General features: G+C 63.3%; 17 protein-coding genes. 2 read left to right on the top strand and 15 right to left on the bottom strand.

All coding sequences use genetic code 11. The annotated features are described in order from the left end of the window. Positions 1–3: 3 nt before the first annotated feature. From SOM28_RS16650 to SOM28_RS16590, 13 genes are all read right to left on the bottom strand, one after another. Positions 4–885 carry a class I SAM-dependent methyltransferase gene (locus SOM28_RS16650; RefSeq protein ID WP_123070631.1) on the bottom strand — a complete coding sequence of 294 codons (882 nt, stop codon included), beginning with the start codon at positions 883–885 and terminating at the stop codon, positions 4–6. Positions 886–892: 7 nt separating this feature from the next. Continuing rightward, positions 893–1,234, bottom strand: a complete 342-nt coding sequence (gene fdx, locus SOM28_RS16645; protein ID WP_123070630.1) for an ISC system 2Fe-2S type ferredoxin — start codon at positions 1,232–1,234, stop codon at positions 893–895. 194 nt (positions 1,235–1,428) lie between these two features. Next, positions 1,429–3,318 (bottom strand): Fe-S protein assembly chaperone HscA, encoded by a 1,890-nt coding sequence (gene hscA, locus SOM28_RS16640; protein WP_320468766.1) that lies wholly within the window; start codon positions 3,316–3,318, stop codon positions 1,429–1,431. A 74-nt stretch (positions 3,319–3,392) separates the two neighbouring features. Beyond that, positions 3,393–3,908 (bottom strand): Fe-S protein assembly co-chaperone HscB, encoded by a 516-nt coding sequence (hscB, locus tag SOM28_RS16635; RefSeq protein ID WP_123069697.1) that lies wholly within the window; start codon positions 3,906–3,908, stop codon positions 3,393–3,395. Between the two features lie 4 nt (positions 3,909–3,912). Next, the gene (gene iscA, locus SOM28_RS16630) at positions 3,913–4,236 is read right to left on the bottom strand and encodes an iron-sulfur cluster assembly protein IscA (protein WP_005666326.1); all 324 of its coding nucleotides are present in this window, start codon (positions 4,234–4,236) and stop codon (positions 3,913–3,915) included. Between the two features lie 30 nt (positions 4,237–4,266). Continuing rightward, complete coding sequence (iscU, locus tag SOM28_RS16625; protein ID WP_005666324.1) at positions 4,267–4,659, bottom strand: Fe-S cluster assembly scaffold IscU; 393 nt, start codon at positions 4,657–4,659, stop codon at positions 4,267–4,269. A gap of 22 nt (positions 4,660–4,681) precedes the next feature. Further along, positions 4,682–5,938 (bottom strand): IscS subfamily cysteine desulfurase, encoded by a 1,257-nt coding sequence (locus tag SOM28_RS16620; protein WP_320468765.1) that lies wholly within the window; start codon positions 5,936–5,938, stop codon positions 4,682–4,684. A 19-nt stretch (positions 5,939–5,957) separates the two neighbouring features. Further along, positions 5,958–6,434, bottom strand: coding sequence for a Fe-S cluster assembly transcriptional regulator IscR (gene iscR, locus SOM28_RS16615; RefSeq protein ID WP_109347015.1), 477 nt, complete (start codon positions 6,432–6,434; stop codon positions 5,958–5,960). 203 nt (positions 6,435–6,637) lie between these two features. Then, positions 6,638–7,429 (bottom strand): uracil-DNA glycosylase family protein, encoded by a 792-nt coding sequence (locus SOM28_RS16610; protein ID WP_123069699.1) that lies wholly within the window; start codon positions 7,427–7,429, stop codon positions 6,638–6,640. A gap of 79 nt (positions 7,430–7,508) precedes the next feature. Then, complete coding sequence (locus SOM28_RS16605) at positions 7,509–8,258, bottom strand: PEP-CTERM sorting domain-containing protein (protein ID WP_183407433.1); 750 nt, start codon at positions 8,256–8,258, stop codon at positions 7,509–7,511. A gap of 548 nt (positions 8,259–8,806) precedes the next feature. Next, on the bottom strand, positions 8,807–9,499 hold the full coding sequence (locus SOM28_RS16600; protein ID WP_123069701.1) for a hypothetical protein: 693 nt from the start codon (positions 9,497–9,499) through the stop codon (positions 8,807–8,809). A 66-nt stretch (positions 9,500–9,565) separates the two neighbouring features. Beyond that, positions 9,566–10,210, bottom strand: a complete 645-nt coding sequence (gene maiA, locus SOM28_RS16595; protein WP_320468764.1) for a maleylacetoacetate isomerase — start codon at positions 10,208–10,210, stop codon at positions 9,566–9,568. An 11-nt stretch (positions 10,211–10,221) separates the two neighbouring features. Then, on the bottom strand, positions 10,222–11,241 hold the full coding sequence (locus SOM28_RS16590) for a fumarylacetoacetate hydrolase family protein (RefSeq protein WP_320468763.1): 1,020 nt from the start codon (positions 11,239–11,241) through the stop codon (positions 10,222–10,224). A gap of 92 nt (positions 11,242–11,333) precedes the next feature. On the opposite strand from SOM28_RS16590, the gene SOM28_RS16585 reads away from it, so the two are divergent. Next, positions 11,334–12,233 carry a LysR family transcriptional regulator gene (locus tag SOM28_RS16585; RefSeq protein WP_123070664.1) on the top strand — a complete coding sequence of 300 codons (900 nt, stop codon included), beginning with the start codon at positions 11,334–11,336 and terminating at the stop codon, positions 12,231–12,233. Positions 12,234–12,285: 52 nt separating this feature from the next. Continuing rightward, positions 12,286–12,867, top strand: a complete 582-nt coding sequence (locus SOM28_RS16580; protein ID WP_123070665.1) for a gamma-glutamylcyclotransferase — start codon at positions 12,286–12,288, stop codon at positions 12,865–12,867. On the opposite strand, the gene SOM28_RS16575 is transcribed toward SOM28_RS16580, so the two are convergent. Both SOM28_RS16575 and SOM28_RS16570 read right to left on the bottom strand, forming a co-directional pair. Beyond that, positions 12,848–13,438 (bottom strand): ATP-binding protein, encoded by a 591-nt coding sequence (locus tag SOM28_RS16575; RefSeq protein ID WP_320468762.1) that lies wholly within the window; start codon positions 13,436–13,438, stop codon positions 12,848–12,850. The two genes, SOM28_RS16580 and SOM28_RS16575, sit on opposite strands and share 20 nt — an antisense overlap. A 10-nt stretch (positions 13,439–13,448) precedes the next feature. Continuing rightward, on the bottom strand, positions 13,449–14,819 hold the full coding sequence (locus tag SOM28_RS16570; protein ID WP_320468761.1) for an MFS transporter: 1,371 nt from the start codon (positions 14,817–14,819) through the stop codon (positions 13,449–13,451). Positions 14,820–14,885: the final 66 nt, after the last annotated feature.

Raw genomic sequence — 14,885 nt, 5'->3', positions numbered from 1 at the left:
TTCTTAGTCCGTGGTCTCTGCCTGGGTATAAAAACGGCTCTTCATTTCGTCAAGGCCGACCTCATGCAGCACTTCGTGCAGGCGTTCGCTCGGCCGGCGGCGCGGCAGGTTCTTGTAGGTGGCGACGATCAGCTCGTTCTTCATCGAGTGTTCCCAGCCCACCAGTTCGGTGACCGTGACCTGGTAGCCGTGGGCCTCGAGCTGCAGGCAGCGCAGCACATTGGTGATCTGGCTGCCGAATTCGCGGGTATGGATCGGGTGGCGCCAGATCTCGGTCAGCGCGCTGCGTTTGATGTCCTGGCCCTTGTTCTTGCGCAGCACGGTCGCGACTTCGGCCTGGCAGCACGGCACCAGCACCATATGCTTCGCCTTCTTCTTGAGGGCGAAGTCGATGGCGTCGTCGGTGGCGGTGTTACAGGCGTGCAGCGCGGTGACGATGTCGATCGACTCCGGCAGCGCGGTCGAAGTGGTCGACTCGGCGACCGACAGCGGCAGGAACGACATCCCATTGAAACCCAGGCGCGCGGCCAGCTCGGTCGATTTGCTGACCAGCTCTTCGCGGGTCTCGATGCCGTAGATGTGGGAGCCTTCGCCCTCGGCCTTGACGAACAGGTCGTACAGGATGAAGCCGAGGTAGGACTTGCCGGCGCCGTGGTCGACCAGCGAGACGCTGCCCTTCTCGTTCTTCACGTCGCGAAGCAGCGGCTCGATGAAGTTGTACAGGTGGTAGACCTGCTTGAGCTTGCGGCGGCTGTCCTGGTTCAACTTGCCGTCGCGGGTCAGGATGTGCAGCTCCTTGAGCAGCTCGATCGACTGGCCGGGACGGACCTCCGGCGGCAGTTCCTGTGGTGCCGGGACTTTCCGGGCTTGCTCAAGACGCTTCATGGACGGCTCAGTGGTTCTTTTCGGCGGCGTGGTTGATCGTGTATTTCGGGATCTCGACCACCAGGTCTTCTTCCGCGACGATGGCCTGGCATGACAGGCGCGAATTCGGCTCCAGGCCCCAGGCCTTGTCGAGCATGTCTTCTTCCTTCTCTTCCTGCTCGTTCAGCGATTCAAAGCCTTCGCGCACGATCACGTGGCAGGTGGTGCAGGCGCAGACGCGGTCGCAGGCGTGCTCGATGTCGATGTCGTTGTCGAGCAGGACGTCGCAGACCGACTTGCCGGCCGGAGCTTCAAGCACGGCGCCGTCTGGGCAGAACACCGGGTGGGGGAGGATGACGATTTGTGGCACTTGGGTTACCTCGGTTGGTATGTTGTGTGTGGTGCGCTACTGCTTATTCTATGCCGCTGCCTTTGATCCGTCGTTCCCGCGAAGGCGGGAACCCAAGTCATTTCCGCTGCCACTTCGATCAATATGAGTGGCTGCGCATGAAACTTGGGTTCCCGCCTGCGCGGGAACGACGTGCGGGCGGTGCGTGTAATCGCTTAGATCTCGTCCAGCGACTTGCCCGCCAGCGCCTTGCGCACGCTCTTGTCCATGCGGCGGGCGGCGAATTCCTCGGTGCCCCTGGCTAGTGCCTGCACTGCATTGTGCAAGGCGTCCTGGCGCTGGCCCGCTGCGGTCGACGCGTCGTTCGACGCCGTCACGGCATCGCGCACCGCCTGCAGTTGCTGGCCAATCGCGGCCTGCTCTTCCGGCGCCAGCAGATCGACGTCGGCATCCAGCGCCGACTGGGTCGCCAGCAGGATGCGCTCAGCCTCGACCTGCTCTTCGCGCAGCGCGCGCATCTGCATGTCTTCCGAGGCCGAGCTATACGATTCCTGCAGCATGCGCGCCACGTCGTCGTCGGCCAGGCCATAGGATGGCTTGACCGTGATCGACGCTTCCACGCCCGAACGCATTTCGCGCGCTGCCACCGACAGCAGGCCGTCGGCGTCGACTTGATACGTGACGCGGATGCGCGCCGCGCCGGCCGCCATCGGCGGAATGCCGCGCAGCTCGAAGCGCGCCAGCGACCGGCAATCCGACACCAGCTCGCGCTCGCCCTGCACCACGTGCACTGCCAGCGCGGTCTGGCCATCCTTGAAGGTCGTGAATTCCTGGGCGCGTGCGACAGGGATCGTCGAGTTGCGCGGGATGATCTTCTCGACCAGGCCGCCCATCGTCTCGATGCCCAGCGACAGCGGGGTCACGTCCAGCAGCAGCCAGTCGTCGCCCTCGGCGCGGTTGCCGGCCAGTTGGTCGGCCTGGATCGCGGCGCCCAGCGCCACCACGCGGTCCGGATCGATATTGGCGTGCGGGATGGTCTGGAAGAATTCCGAGACGGCGCGGCGCACGTGCGGCATGCGGGTCGCGCCGCCCACCATCACGACGCCGTCGACGTCGTCGACACTGACGCTCGCGTCGCGCATCGCCTTGCGGATCGCATTCATGGTCTTGCCGACCAGGTGCTTGGTAATCTCGGAGAACACTTCGGCGGTGACCGTCACCTGCACCAGTTCGCCCGACTTCAGGATCGCCTCGACCGTCGTTTCTTCATTGGTCGACAGCAGTTCCTTGGCCTGGCGTGCCTTGACCATCAGGGTCGCGGTGTCGTGCTCCGACAGCGGCGCCAGCTTGGCCTGCTCGGTAATCCAGCAGAACAGGCGGTGATCGAAATCGTCGCCGCCCAGGGCCGAATCGCCGCCGGTCGACAACACCTCGAACACGCCCTTCGACAGCTTGAGGATCGAGATGTCGAAGGTGCCGCCGCCCAGGTCATAGACGGCGTAGACGCCCTCTTTGCCATGGTCGAGGCCATAGGCGATGGCGGCGGCGGTCGGCTCGGACAGCAGGCGCAGCACGTTCAGGCCGGCCAGCTGGGCCGCGTCCTTGGTGGCCTGGCGCTGGGCGTCGTCGAAATACGCCGGCACGGTGATCACGGCGCCGACCAGGTCGTCGCCCAGCGAGTCCTCGGCGCGCTGGCGCAGCGTGGCCAGGATCTGGGCCGAGACCTCGACCGGGCTTTTCACGCCGGCGACGGTGTTCAGCTGGACCATGCCCGCGCCTTCGACGAAGTCGTACGGCAGGTTCTCGGCGTGAGCGATGTCCTTCAGGCCGCGGCCCATGAAGCGCTTGACCGAGACGATCGTGTTCTTCGGGTCGGTGGTCTGGTGCACGCGCGCCTTGTGGCCGATATTGGCGTGGCCGTTCGGCAGGTAGCGCACGATCGACGGCAGCAGCGAACGGCCCTCCTCGTCGCTCAGCACTTCGGGGCTGCCGCTACGGACGGTGGCGACGAGCGAGTTGGTGGTGCCCAGGTCGATGCCCACGGCCAGGCGGTGCTGGTGCGGGGCGGTGGACATGCCGGGTTCGGCGATTTGGAGGAGTGCCATAGTCGTGATACCAATATTGTTTTTCTGCGCCGGGAGTCAAACGATGGACCGTTCGACAAGCGATCCGCAGCGGATCAGGCGTCGATCGCCTCGAAGGCGTACTGCACTTCGTCGCCGAATTTATCGAGGAACATCAGGCCGCGCACGCCTTGCGCGGCGCCGCTGAAGTCGCCCGCGTCGAGCTGGCGCGCAACGGCGGCCAGCATATTCTTGCGCTCGGCGCGCAGCTGCGCTTCCAGGCGGTCGAGCGCGATGGCGTCCTTGGCCGCGCGTGCGTCCTCGAGCTCTTCGCGCCATTCCATCTGCTGCATCAGGAAGGCCGGCGGCATGGCCGTATTCGACTCGGTCTGCAGGTCGACGCCGTTCAGCTCGCACAGGTACTGCGCGCGCTTCTGCGGGTTGCGCAGCGTTTGATAGGCCTCGTTGGCGCGGGTCGCCCACTGCATCGCGACGCGTTTTTCGGCGTCGGTGGCGTTGACAAAGCGGTCCGGGTGGACGCGGCCCTGGACTTCGCGGTAGGCGGAATCGAGGGCATCCTGGTCGACCTCGAATTGGGCCGGCAGCTGGAACAGGTCGAAGTGATTCTGCATCGGCTTAAATACGGAAGCTCTCGCCGCAGCCGCAGTTGTCCTTGACGTTCGGGTTGTTGAAGCGGAAGCCTTCGTTGAGCCCTTCGCGGGCGAAATCGAGCTCGGTGCCGTCGATGTAGGCCAGGCTTTTCGGGTCGACGAAGACCTTGACGCCGTGCGACTCGAACACCGCGTCTTCGGCGGCGCTCTCGTCGACGTACTCGAGCTTGTAGGCCAGGCCGGAGCAGCCGGTGGTGCGCACACCGAAGCGCAAGCCGATGCCCTTGCCCCGGCGTTCGAGGTAACGGTTGACGTGCTTCGCGGCTTTTTCGGTCAGGGTGATTGCCATGTGCTTCTCCAGCTCTGTTCTACTAAAAAATTACGCTGCTGCCTTTTCGTGCTTCGCCTTGTAGTCGGCGACGGCGGCCTTGATCGCGTCTTCGGCCAGGATCGAGCAGTGAATCTTGACTGGCGGCAGGGCCAGTTCTTCGGCGATCTGGGTGTTCTTGATCGCCAGCGCCTCGTCCAGGCTCTTGCCCTTCACCCATTCGGTGATGAGCGAGCTCGATGCGATGGCCGAACCGCAGCCATAGGTCTTGAACTTCGCGTCTTCGATCAGGCCCTGGTCGTTGACCTTGATCTGCAGTTTCATGACGTCGCCGCAGGCCGGCGCGCCGACCATGCCGGTGCCGACTGCATCGTCGCCCTTGTCGAAGGCGCCGACGTTGCGCGGGTTTTCGTAGTGATCCAGTACTTTGTCCGAATATGCCATGGTGATGCTCCTTAATCTTGATTTAGTGGGCTGCCCATTGGATCGAATTGAGATCGATCCCCTCTTTGAACATGTCCCACAGCGGCGACAGTTCGCGCAATTTGCCAACCTTCGATTTCAGCAGGTTGACGGCGAAGTCGATCTCTTCTTCGGTCGTGAAGCGGCCGATGGTGAAGCGGATCGAGCTGTGCGCCAGTTCGTCGCTGCGGCCCAGGGCGCGCAGCACATACGATGGTTCCAGGCTGGCCGAGGTGCAGGCCGAACCGGACGACACGGCGATGTCCTTGACCGCCATGATCAGCGACTCGCCTTCGACATAGTTGAACGAGACGTTCAGGTTGTGCGGCACGCGGTGGTCCATGTCGCCGTTGATATAGACTTCTTCGATCTCGAGCAGGCCCTTGGCCAGGCGGTCGCGCAGCGCGCGGATACGCACCAGCTCACCTTCCATCTCTTCCTTCGCCAGGCGGAACGCCTCGCCCATGCCCACCAGCTGGTGGGTCGGCAGGGTGCCCGAACGCAGGCCGCGCTCGTGGCCGCCGCCGTGCATCTGCGCTTCAAGGCGCACGCGCGGCTTGCGGCGCACGTACAGGGCGCCGACGCCTTTCGGGCCGTAGACCTTGTGCGCGGTGAAGGTCATCAGGTCGACCTTCGATTTTTCGAGGTCGATGACCACCTTGCCGACGGCTTGCGCGGCGTCGCAGTGGAAGATGATGCCTTTCGAGCGGCACAGTGCGGCCAGCTCTTCGATCGGCTGGACCACGCCGATCTCGTTATTGACCAGCATGACCGAGACCAGGATGGTGTCCGGACGCAGCGCGGCTTCCAGCTGCGCGACGGTGATCAGGCCGTTGTCTTGCGGCTCGAGGTAGGTGGCGTCGAAGCCGACGCGCTCGAGTTCGCGCACGGTGTCGAGCACCGACTTGTGCTCGGTCTTGACCGTGATGATGTGCTTGCCCTTGGTCTTGTAGAACTGGGCCGCGCCCTTGAGCGCCAGGTTGTTGCTCTCGGTCGCGCCCGAGGTCCAGATGATCTCGCGCGGATCAGCGCCGACCATGTTCGCGACGTTCTGGCGCGCCTCTTCGACCGCCGCTTCAGCGCTCCAGCCGTAGGCGTGGCTGCGCGAGGCCGGGTTACCGAACTGCTCGCGCAGGAACGGGATCATGGCGTCCGCGACGCGTGGATCGACCGGCGTGGTGGCCGAGTAGTCCAGGTAGATCGGGAAATGGGGCGCAGTCGCGAAGCTCTGCTCGGTTTTCTTGTCCAAAGGCGCGTTCATCAATTCACTCCAGTAAGCTTCAGTTTGTTCCGACGGCGGCGGGGGCGCCACGGTGCACGTGCACGACGTTCTGTTCTTTTTGCCGCTGCTGGTCGACCAGGTCTTGCAGCGATACCGAATCGAGGTAGTCGACCATTTTTTCGTTCAGCGTGGTCCACAATTCGTGGGTCATGCAGCGGGCGCCATCGGTATGGGCGCCATGGCAATTCTCTTTGCCACCGCACTGGGTCGCATCCAGCGGCTCGTCGACGGCGATGATGATGTCGGCCACCGTCACCTTACCCGCCGGACGGGCCAGGCTGTAGCCGCCACCCGGGCCGCGGATCGATTCGACGATCTCGTGGCGGCGCAGCTTGCCGAACAGCTGCTCCAGATAGGACAGCGAAATGGCCTGGCGCTGGCTGATGCCCGACAGCGTGACCGGACCGTTGCCTTGACGCATGGCAAGATCGATCATCGCGGTAACAGCAAAACGGCCTTTGGTGGTCAGACGCATTACAACCCCGGTTAATGTTAAAATATTCCTCTTGTCCAACTATCCCGTCCTGCCGCCGACTTCTCTTGCGGGACCAGGCTAAAAACCCGATTAGTTGAACGATTTAGTCAAGTATAGCAAATCGCGGACATCTTGTCTTGAAGGCCCCAAAAATGGGCCTCCCGCTTCCTCTCCCTTTTGTTTGAACGCCACGACGCCGGCCGTTATCGCTTGCGCAACAGCTCCATCGGTCCAAACAGCTGTTGCATTCCCGCATGCCCGATGAAGCTCAGGTTGTAGGGATGCTCGGCCAGCGCCTGCGGGAAAGCGGCCGTCGCGGGCAGCTTTTTCAGTTGTTCAGCGATCTTGCCCCACAAGACCAAGGTCGGCGGTTGTGGCCGCTCGGCCAGCGCCGCCAGCACCGTTTGCAGGAACGGCAGCCAGGCGCGCGCGTCGATCGCCGGCGCGACGTGTTTACGGAACACCAGCGCTGCGTTCAGCAGCAGGAAGCCGTGGCCGTGCAGATTGTCCTGCAGCTCGGCCAGGGTCTGGATCGAGCCATCGTCCCTGGCCGCCTGGGCGATCGGCGCCAGCGCCGCGCCGCCGGTCGCGTCAGGCTGCAACTGGCCGCTCGCCACCAGCAGCATCTTCATGAAGTTACGCAGCGACGTGGCGCGGTTGACCGGCTTCGACAGACCGCTCTTGGACCATAACTCTCCTACTGCCCCATCCATGAAGCAGACGCCGGTCGCGCTTTCGGCGCGCGGGTATGGGCCCTCGCCCACCAGGACGTAGCGAACCTTGTCGAGTGGCTGGGCGAAGGCGGCGAACAGGCGGTTTTCGGTGGGCAGGTAGTCGTCGACGGCCAGCGCCGGCAGGTAGCCGGGATTGGCCGTCGCCACGGCCTCGAGGCCGGCTGCGAGGACGGGACGCCAGGAGGCGTCGGCCAGGTCGAGGGCTTGCAGGATCGGGGCGGGAATCGGGGAAGAAGGCTTGGAGGCGTCGACGGAAGTCATGGCGTACCGGTAAAAAAGACGAGGCCGGATTGTATCCCGCCCCGTCGATCCGGTTCGCCAGCCTTCGGCCAGCTGTCGGTCAGGCCCTCGGCATGGGGCGCGAACGGCGGCGCGCTATCCAGCCCAGCATGCCGAGACCGCCGAACATCAGCGCGACGCTCGACGGCTCCGGCACCTCGGCCACGCCGGCGCTGACCGAAATATTGTCGATCGCGACGTCGAAGTCGGTGAAGCCGTAGAACCAGCCGGGAACGAGGGTCGAGAATACCAGTTCATCCACGCTCGACAGCACATCGGCAAAGGTGCGGCCGGGCGGGAGACCCGGGCCCTGGGCGTCATCCGTCGTACCGTAGCCGCCCCAGCCGGCCGGCAGGGCCGCCATGGTGGTATCGGCGATCGTCACCGACAGGTGCTGCCAGCCGAGCGTGGCGTCGATGACGCCCAGGTCGAACCAAACGCTGGAATAAGGCATGCCTTCCGGCGTATTGTCGTAGTCGCGCAATTCGACGATCAGGTTGCGCGACACCTGCTGGCCGAAATAGTTGATCGAATTGGCGATGATGTCCAGGCCGATGGTCACGCTGCCGAGCTTCGAGTAATCGCCCACGTAATTCTGGCTGCTGTTGCTGAAACCGATGCCGAAGTTTTCCATCACGGTATGCAGCGCAGGAGCGCCATTGCCCAGGCTGGTATCGATCCATGACCCGCCCACGCCATTGGCAGGCTGCGAGCCTTCCCATCCCTGGGCGCCGTTGGAAAAGTCGACGAATGACGAGGCCGGTGCGGCCTTGACGACGGTAGCAGCCAGAGAAAGCGCCAACACAAACATTAATTTATGCAAGGTCATGATCTTCCCTTATGAGTATTTAAAAAAAAGACAATATCCACCCCTTCCAGCAAATAACCGGAATTGATTTAAAAATGACTGGATACATACAGGGGAAATGGATAAGTGATTCTAGGGCTGCCGTATTTGTCGGTCTATGGCAGCTCGACACTAAATTGTCATAATTGTGTAGCAAATTTACTATCGGAAATTTAAATATTCCCCATAGAAATCATTGCTGTAGCCGAGAACCGATTAATAAAGTTCGGTCAAAATAATCACACCAGTTTAGTAAAATTATTCTGATGTTTAGCGATTTTATTAAACCAATCGGCGGTCCCGGATATAGACAATCCGGAATGTCATAAGTGTCTAGGAGGAGGAATGCGAGGATATGATGCGCGGCGCCGATGCCGGCAGCTCAATGCACAGCGAGTTGATACGATCGCGCGCGCCAGGTGCGTATCGAGCGACTGGAAGCCCGATGTCCCAGCCGATGATCTGGGCCAGCTCGCGCACGCTCGGATTGCGTCCAGCAGCTGGCATATCAGTCAGATCCGCAGCTTCGCATGTGCGGCAAACACTTCCTCGCTGATAACGGCAGGCCGATTTCCGTTTCCTGGGGACTGGACGACAAATTGCAGGGAGTCGCGCAAAGCCGTTGGGTGACCTTCCACATTGCCGCCAATTGCGGCACCGGCGGAAAAAGGCGCGAGGGCCTGGCTGAATCGCCTGACGAGATTGTCTTGCCCGTAGCTGTTCTGATGAAATCTCACCGCTTCGTTCAAGAGCGCACAATCGATCATGGTGCCGGTGAGCCATTCACACGCGGATGCATAACCGATGATCCAACGTAGATTGCTGCCCTGCAAGGTCAACTTGTGCGCGTCGGTGATACTGCCGGCATAACAGCTCCCAAGCAGCATTCCCGTGATATTGAAATCCTTAGAGCGTTTGCGGACTGCCGAGCTGATGTCGGTGAGATGAGCGCCGGCGTGCGTCTGGCTGCCATGGGCCGCCACATACACCAGCGTATTTCTGAATGGCGTCTTGCATAGCTTTTCCAGGCCGTCTTCAAAACTATCCTCGTCATAGAAAACGGTGTGGCATACCTCGATGTCGCCGGCATACTTCGCCATGCCCTCGATGAATGGTTTCACGCTACTGCGGTTCGCATCGCGCTCGTCGAGTCCCCACGGACTTTCGAGGACCAGGATTGCACCTTTCGTCTGCTGAATCGGCATGTGACTTCTTCAATAAAATCATCATGCTAGCACGCAACAATGCGTCAACCGCTTCGCCTGCAGCGTTTATTCCGTATCCGGCTGATGCGACGGATGCGCCGCCTTGAACGCCGGGAGCTCGACGCACAGCGAGTTGATACGGTCGATATTCGGATAGGCCGAGACATCGATATTGAAACGCTGGGCATTGAAGACCTGCGGCACCAGATAGCATTCGGCGATGGTCGGATGGTCGCCATGGCAGAACGGTCCGGCGCCCGGATCGCGCGCCAGATGCGCCTCGAGCGACTGGAAGCCCTCGATGATCCAGTGGCGATACCACTCGGTCTTGGCCTGGTCCGACAGGCCCATGTGCTTGACCAGGTAATTCAGCACGCGCAGGTTGTTAATGGGATGAATGTCGCAGCCGATGATCTGGGCCAGCTCGCGCACCCGGCCCCGGCCCGGCGCATCCTTCGGTAGCAGCGGCGGCTCGGGATGGATCTCTTCGAGGTATTCGATGATGGCCATCGACTGGGTCAGCGTGATACGGTCGTCCTGGAACGACGGCACCAGGCCGCTCGGATTGATCTTGCGGTACTCATCCTGCAGGTGCTGTCCACCGTCCTTGAGCAGGTGCACCGGCACCGCATCGTAGGCCATGCCCTTCAGGTTGAGCGCAATGCGCACCCGGTACGCGGCCGAGCTGCGAAAATAGGTGTAGAGCTTCATCGCTGCCTCTCTTACTTCTCTGGATAACGCATCACTTCCTGGTCGATCGCGCCGAAGATGCTGGCGCCCTCGGCATCCAGCATCTCGATGCGCACCGTGTCGCCGAAGCGCAGGAATGGCGTCTTCGGCTTGCCCTCTTCGATGGTCTCGTACATGCGCACCTCGGCCAGGCAGCAGTAGCCGACGCCGCCGTTTTCGACGCTCGAACCGTGCAGGCTGCCCTGCTTGTTCGACACCGTGCCCGAACCGATGATGCTGCCCGCGCACAGCTCACGGGTAGCGGCCGCGTGCGCGACCAGTTGGGCGAAGCTGAACGTCATGTCTTCGCCGGCATTCGGACGGCCGAAGGCGGCGCCATTGAGCGTTACCAGCAGCGGCAGGCGCAGCTTGCTGCCTTGCCAGGCGTCGCCCAGCTCGTCCGGCGTGACGGCGACCGGCGAGAAGGCGCTGGCCGGCTTGGACTGGTAGAACCCAAAGCCCTTGGCCAGCTCGTTCGGGATCAGGTTGCGCAGCGAGACGTCGTTGACCAGCATGACCAGGCGGATCGCGCTCGCGGCGCGCTCGACGCTTGCGCCCATCCGCACGTCGCCCGTGACCACCGCCACCTCGGCCTCGAGGTCGATGCCCCAGTCCTCGGACAGTGCCGCGATCGGGTCGCAGGGCCCGACGAAGGAATCGCCGCCGCCCTGGTACATCAGCGGATCGGTATAGAACGAAGCCGGCACTTCGGCATTGCGCGCCTTGCGCACCAGCTCGACGTGGTTGATGTAGGCCGAGCCGTCGGCCCACTGGTAGGCGCGCGGCAGCGGCGAGTGGCATTCCTGCTCGATGAAGGATTCGGCGCCGTCGGCGTTGCCGTCGTTGAGCTGGTCGTAGACCTGCTGCAGGCGCGGCGCGACCGCATCCCAGTCGTCCAGCGCGGCTTGCATGGTGCGCGCGATCTCGGGCACGGCCTGATAGGTGACCAGGTCGCGGCTGACGACGATCAGGGAGCCGTCGCGGCCGCCGGATTTGAGGGTGGCGAGTTTCATGGGCGTTTCCTTATTGCTGAGTAGCCACCATTACAAATCAAAAGCCACTATCATACAAACAGTATTTTCAACCCGATTTATCAGGTTTTCTTATGAATCCAACCTTGCGCCAGATGCGCGCCTTCGTCGCCCTGGCCAAGACCGGCAATTTCACGCTCGCCGCGCAGGCGATCCACGTGACGCAGTCGGCACTGTCCGGGCTGATCAAGGAGCTCGAACAGACCCTTGGCGCGCGGGTGGTCGACCGCAGCACGCGCCGCATCGTATTGACCGACATCGGCCGCGAATTGTTTCCCTTATTTAGCCAGATGATCGATGACCTGGACGGTGCGCTGGCTAACGTCGCCGATCACACGCGCCTCAAGAAGGGGCTGGTGCGGATCGCGGCGCCGCAGCTGATGTCGTGCACCCTGCTGCCGCAGGCGATCGCGGCCTACCGGGCCGAGCACCCGGCGATCGAGGTGCGCCTGAGCGATACCGAGGTCGAAGGCGTGATCGCGCGCGTCTTGTCGGGCGAGGCGGATGTGGGCATCGGCCCCGAGCGGGTGCCGGCGCCGCCGCTGGAGGCGCGCGAGCTGTTCGAGATGCCGTTCGCGCTGGTGTTTCCAGAAAATCATCCGCTGGCTTCGCTGCCGCGCCTGACCTGGCGCGACGTGGCGAATTTCCCCTTCATTTCGCTGCAGGGCCAGTTCACGGAGCGGCTATTGGACGATATGCACGCGTCGCTGCGCGAGACGCCCATCAAGCCGGCGCATGAGGTGACCTTCATGACCACGGCACTGGCGATGGTGAGTGCCGGGCTCGGGGTGACGGTCTGCCTGCCGTATGCCGAGCCGCTGGTGAAGCTGCACGGCCTGCTCTTGCGGCCGCTGGATGAGCCGGTGCTGACCCGGCGTTTCTTCGTCTACACCCGCCCCGGCCGCTCCCTGTCGCCGGCGGCCGAGAGTTATATTAATTTCCTGTTTGGATATGTAAAACGGTCGCAACGCTGATGGAGCCTGGCGCGCTACAATGAACAGCATCTGTCTTAGCCCTGACCTCACGATGTCACACAATACGATCGCGATCAACCAGCGGATGAACAAGTTCAACAGCCACAAGCGTGTCTGGCTGTTCGGCTACGGTTCACTGATCTTCAAGGCCGATTTCCCCTTCATCGACCGGCGCCCCGCCTATATCGGCGGCTGGTCGCGGCGCTTTTGGCAAGGTTCGCACGACCACCGCGGCACCGAGACGGCGCCGGGGCGCGTGGTGACCCTGGTGCCCGACTCCGGCGCGCTGTGCCATGGCATGGCCTACCTGGTGACGCCAGAGGAATTCGCGCATCTGGATCACCGCGAAAAGAACGGCTACCTGCGCCTGGCAACCGAGATGCATTTCGACGACGGCAGCAGCGACGAAGGGATCGTCTACATCGCGACGCACGAGAACGAGGCTTATCTCGGCCCGGCCGACGAAGTCGACATCGCGCGCCAGATCGCCACGGCCCGTGGACCGAGTGGGCCGAACAGCGAATACCTGCTGGGCCTGGCGCAAGCCTTGCGCGAACTCGGCAAGCCCGATCCGCACGTGTTCGCGCTCGAGCGGCACCTGGCCGATTTCGGCGTTACGCAGCTGCGCGCGTAGCCTCGCGGTCCTGGCCGATCGTGGACAGGACCTCCATCACCTTCGCTGCGCGCTGTTCCAGCGTGCCCGTCAACACCGTGTAGTCGATGCCGCGCCGGTCGAGGTCTTTCAGCACCAGGCGCTGGATGTGCGTTCTCCAGTCGGCGTTCTCGCGCACGCCGGGTTCTTCTTCGTACGGGATGTCGTCGGCGCAGACGAAATGGTGCAGGTAGCGACTGCGGCACTCGTCGGCATGGCGCAGCAGCACGGGCGGAACCGGTTCGGTGACCTGGCCGAAGCACAGGCCGAGCAGGAGCGTGGTGAGCGCATTGGTGTCGACGAAGACCCAGGGTCCCGATGCCTGCCTCACCGCGGCGTCTTCGGCAGCGCGGTGGCGTTCCGAGATCTCGACGTAATCGTCGGCCGTGAGCCGGCCCTGCTTTTCTTCCCAGATGAAGCGGCCGATTTCGGGCACGAAGCCGGCGTCGAGCCGCTGCGCCAGGTGTTGCGCCAGGGTTGATTTGCCGGTCGACTCCGCGCCGACGAACACGATCATGTCGGCCTGCTGCTGTTGTGCACCCACTCGTTTCACCTCTATATCCTCACTCCAGCGCCCGCTGGCGCGACTCGGTATCGACGCACAGGATAGCGACAGCCCCGACCAGCAACAAGCTGGAGAGCATCACCAGCGCCAGCGTGAAATGCGTCGCCATCACCGGCGCCACGATCGCGGGCGCGAACAGGCCGCCAAAGCGCGCAACCGCGCCCGCCATGCCCATGCCGGTTGCGCGCAAGCGGGTCGGATAGACCTCGGGCGTGAACGCATACAGGGCGCCCCAGGTGCCGAGCAGGGCGAAACTCATCAAGAGCGTCGATCCTACCACCAGCGCGGTGGCACTGCCGAGGCTATAGCCAAGGCAGCCGACGGCGCTCAGCAACAGGAAGCCGACCAGGGTCGGCTTGCGCCCCCAGCGCTCGACGCCATAGGCCGCCAGCGCGAAACCTGGCAACTGGACCAGCGCCAGCACGATCAGGAATTCCTGGCCGCGCATGAAGCCGAAACCTTCGGCGCCGAGCTTGATCGGCAGGTAGACGAACACGCCGTAATAGGCGATCGAGATCAGCGCCCATGCGAGAAATAGCGAGATGCTGCGGCGGCGCAGGCCGCCCCTGAACAGCGAGAGCAGCGACGTGGCCTGCCTGCGCTCGGGCTGCAGCGCCGGGATGTGGACCGCGCGGCCATTGGTCCTGGCCACCCGCGCCAGCACCGCGCGCGCCTCCTCGATCTTGCCGCTGCGGTGCAGGTACATCGGCGACTCGGGAATATAAAAACGCAGGACCACGCCGACCAGGGCCGGCAGGCCGGTGACGAAGAAGATCACACGCCAGGCGTCGTCGCCCCACTGCACCGCCCATAGCGCCAGCACCGCCAGGCAGATCGTCCCCAGCGCCCAGAACGATTCCAGCAGCACCAGCCAGCGGCCGCGCCGGTCGCTGGGCAGGAATTCGGCCATCATCGTGTAGTCGACCGGCAGGGTCGCGCCGACGCCGACGCCGGTCAGGAAGCGCAGCACCAGCAGCCAGGTGAAGTCGGGGGCGAAGGCGGACGCCACGCCGAAGCAGGCGTCGATCAGCACCGCGATCAGGAGCACGGGGCGGCGGCCGATCCGGTCCGCCAGCCGGCCGAACACGAAAGCGCCGATCAGCATGCCGACGAAGAACAGCGTCCCCGTCTGCAGGGCTTGCGGCATGCTCAAGCCGAAGCTCCTGGCGATCGACGGTGCACTGAAGCCGATCGACAGCACCTGCATGGCGTCGGCCAGCCAGACCAGGCCGAAGATCGTGAAGATGCGGTACTGGAAGCGGCCGACGCCGGCGGCCTGCAGGCCCTGCTCCACCGACACTGCGGCGGCGCCCTGCCCGGTGGGACTCGCAGGATGTCCGCTCTGCGTTGCGGGAACTGAGGTGGCCATAGGATGTAGAAAGGAGCAACAGACGGCATTGTACGCCGGAGAACGCCAACGCACTCCCCAGCATAC

The organism is Massilia sp. CFBP9026 (assembly GCF_034045165.1).
GTDB lineage: Bacteria > Pseudomonadota > Gammaproteobacteria > Burkholderiales > Burkholderiaceae_D > Telluria > Telluria arenae.
Note: the sequence above shows the minus strand (reverse complement) of the source record. Positions and strands in the feature narration are given on the sequence as shown.

What these genes read in the sequence shown, in the direction of transcription:
- SOM28_RS16650 (WP_123070631.1), bottom strand. Translation starts at nt 885, where the DNA reads ATGAAGCGTCTTGAGCAAGCCCGGAAAGTCCCGGCACCACAGGAACTG.
- hscA (WP_320468766.1), bottom strand. Translation starts at nt 3,318, where the DNA reads ATGGCACTCCTCCAAATCGCCGAACCCGGCATGTCCACCGCCCCGCAC.
- hscB (WP_123069697.1), bottom strand. Translation starts at nt 3,908, where the DNA reads ATGCAGAATCACTTCGACCTGTTCCAGCTGCCGGCCCAATTCGAGGTC.
- iscA (WP_005666326.1), bottom strand. Translation starts at nt 4,236, where the DNA reads ATGGCAATCACCCTGACCGAAAAAGCCGCGAAGCACGTCAACCGTTAC.
- iscU (WP_005666324.1), bottom strand. Translation starts at nt 4,659, where the DNA reads ATGGCATATTCGGACAAAGTACTGGATCACTACGAAAACCCGCGCAAC.
- SOM28_RS16620 (WP_320468765.1), bottom strand. Translation starts at nt 5,938, where the DNA reads ATGAACGCGCCTTTGGACAAGAAAACCGAGCAGAGCTTCGCGACTGCG.
- iscR (WP_109347015.1), bottom strand. Translation starts at nt 6,434, where the DNA reads ATGCGTCTGACCACCAAAGGCCGTTTTGCTGTTACCGCGATGATCGAT.
- SOM28_RS16610 (WP_123069699.1), bottom strand. Translation starts at nt 7,429, where the DNA reads ATGACTTCCGTCGACGCCTCCAAGCCTTCTTCCCCGATTCCCGCCCCG.
- SOM28_RS16605 (WP_183407433.1), bottom strand. Translation starts at nt 8,258, where the DNA reads ATGTTTGTGTTGGCGCTTTCTCTGGCTGCTACCGTCGTCAAGGCCGCA.
- SOM28_RS16600 (WP_123069701.1), bottom strand. Translation starts at nt 9,499, where the DNA reads ATGCCGATTCAGCAGACGAAAGGTGCAATCCTGGTCCTCGAAAGTCCG.
- maiA (WP_320468764.1), bottom strand. Translation starts at nt 10,210, where the DNA reads ATGAAGCTCTACACCTATTTTCGCAGCTCGGCCGCGTACCGGGTGCGC.
- SOM28_RS16590 (WP_320468763.1), bottom strand. Translation starts at nt 11,241, where the DNA reads ATGAAACTCGCCACCCTCAAATCCGGCGGCCGCGACGGCTCCCTGATC.
- SOM28_RS16585 (WP_123070664.1), top strand. Translation starts at nt 11,334, where the DNA reads ATGAATCCAACCTTGCGCCAGATGCGCGCCTTCGTCGCCCTGGCCAAG.
- SOM28_RS16580 (WP_123070665.1), top strand. Translation starts at nt 12,286, where the DNA reads ATGTCACACAATACGATCGCGATCAACCAGCGGATGAACAAGTTCAAC.
- SOM28_RS16570 (WP_320468761.1), bottom strand. Translation starts at nt 14,819, where the DNA reads ATGGCCACCTCAGTTCCCGCAACGCAGAGCGGACATCCTGCGAGTCCC.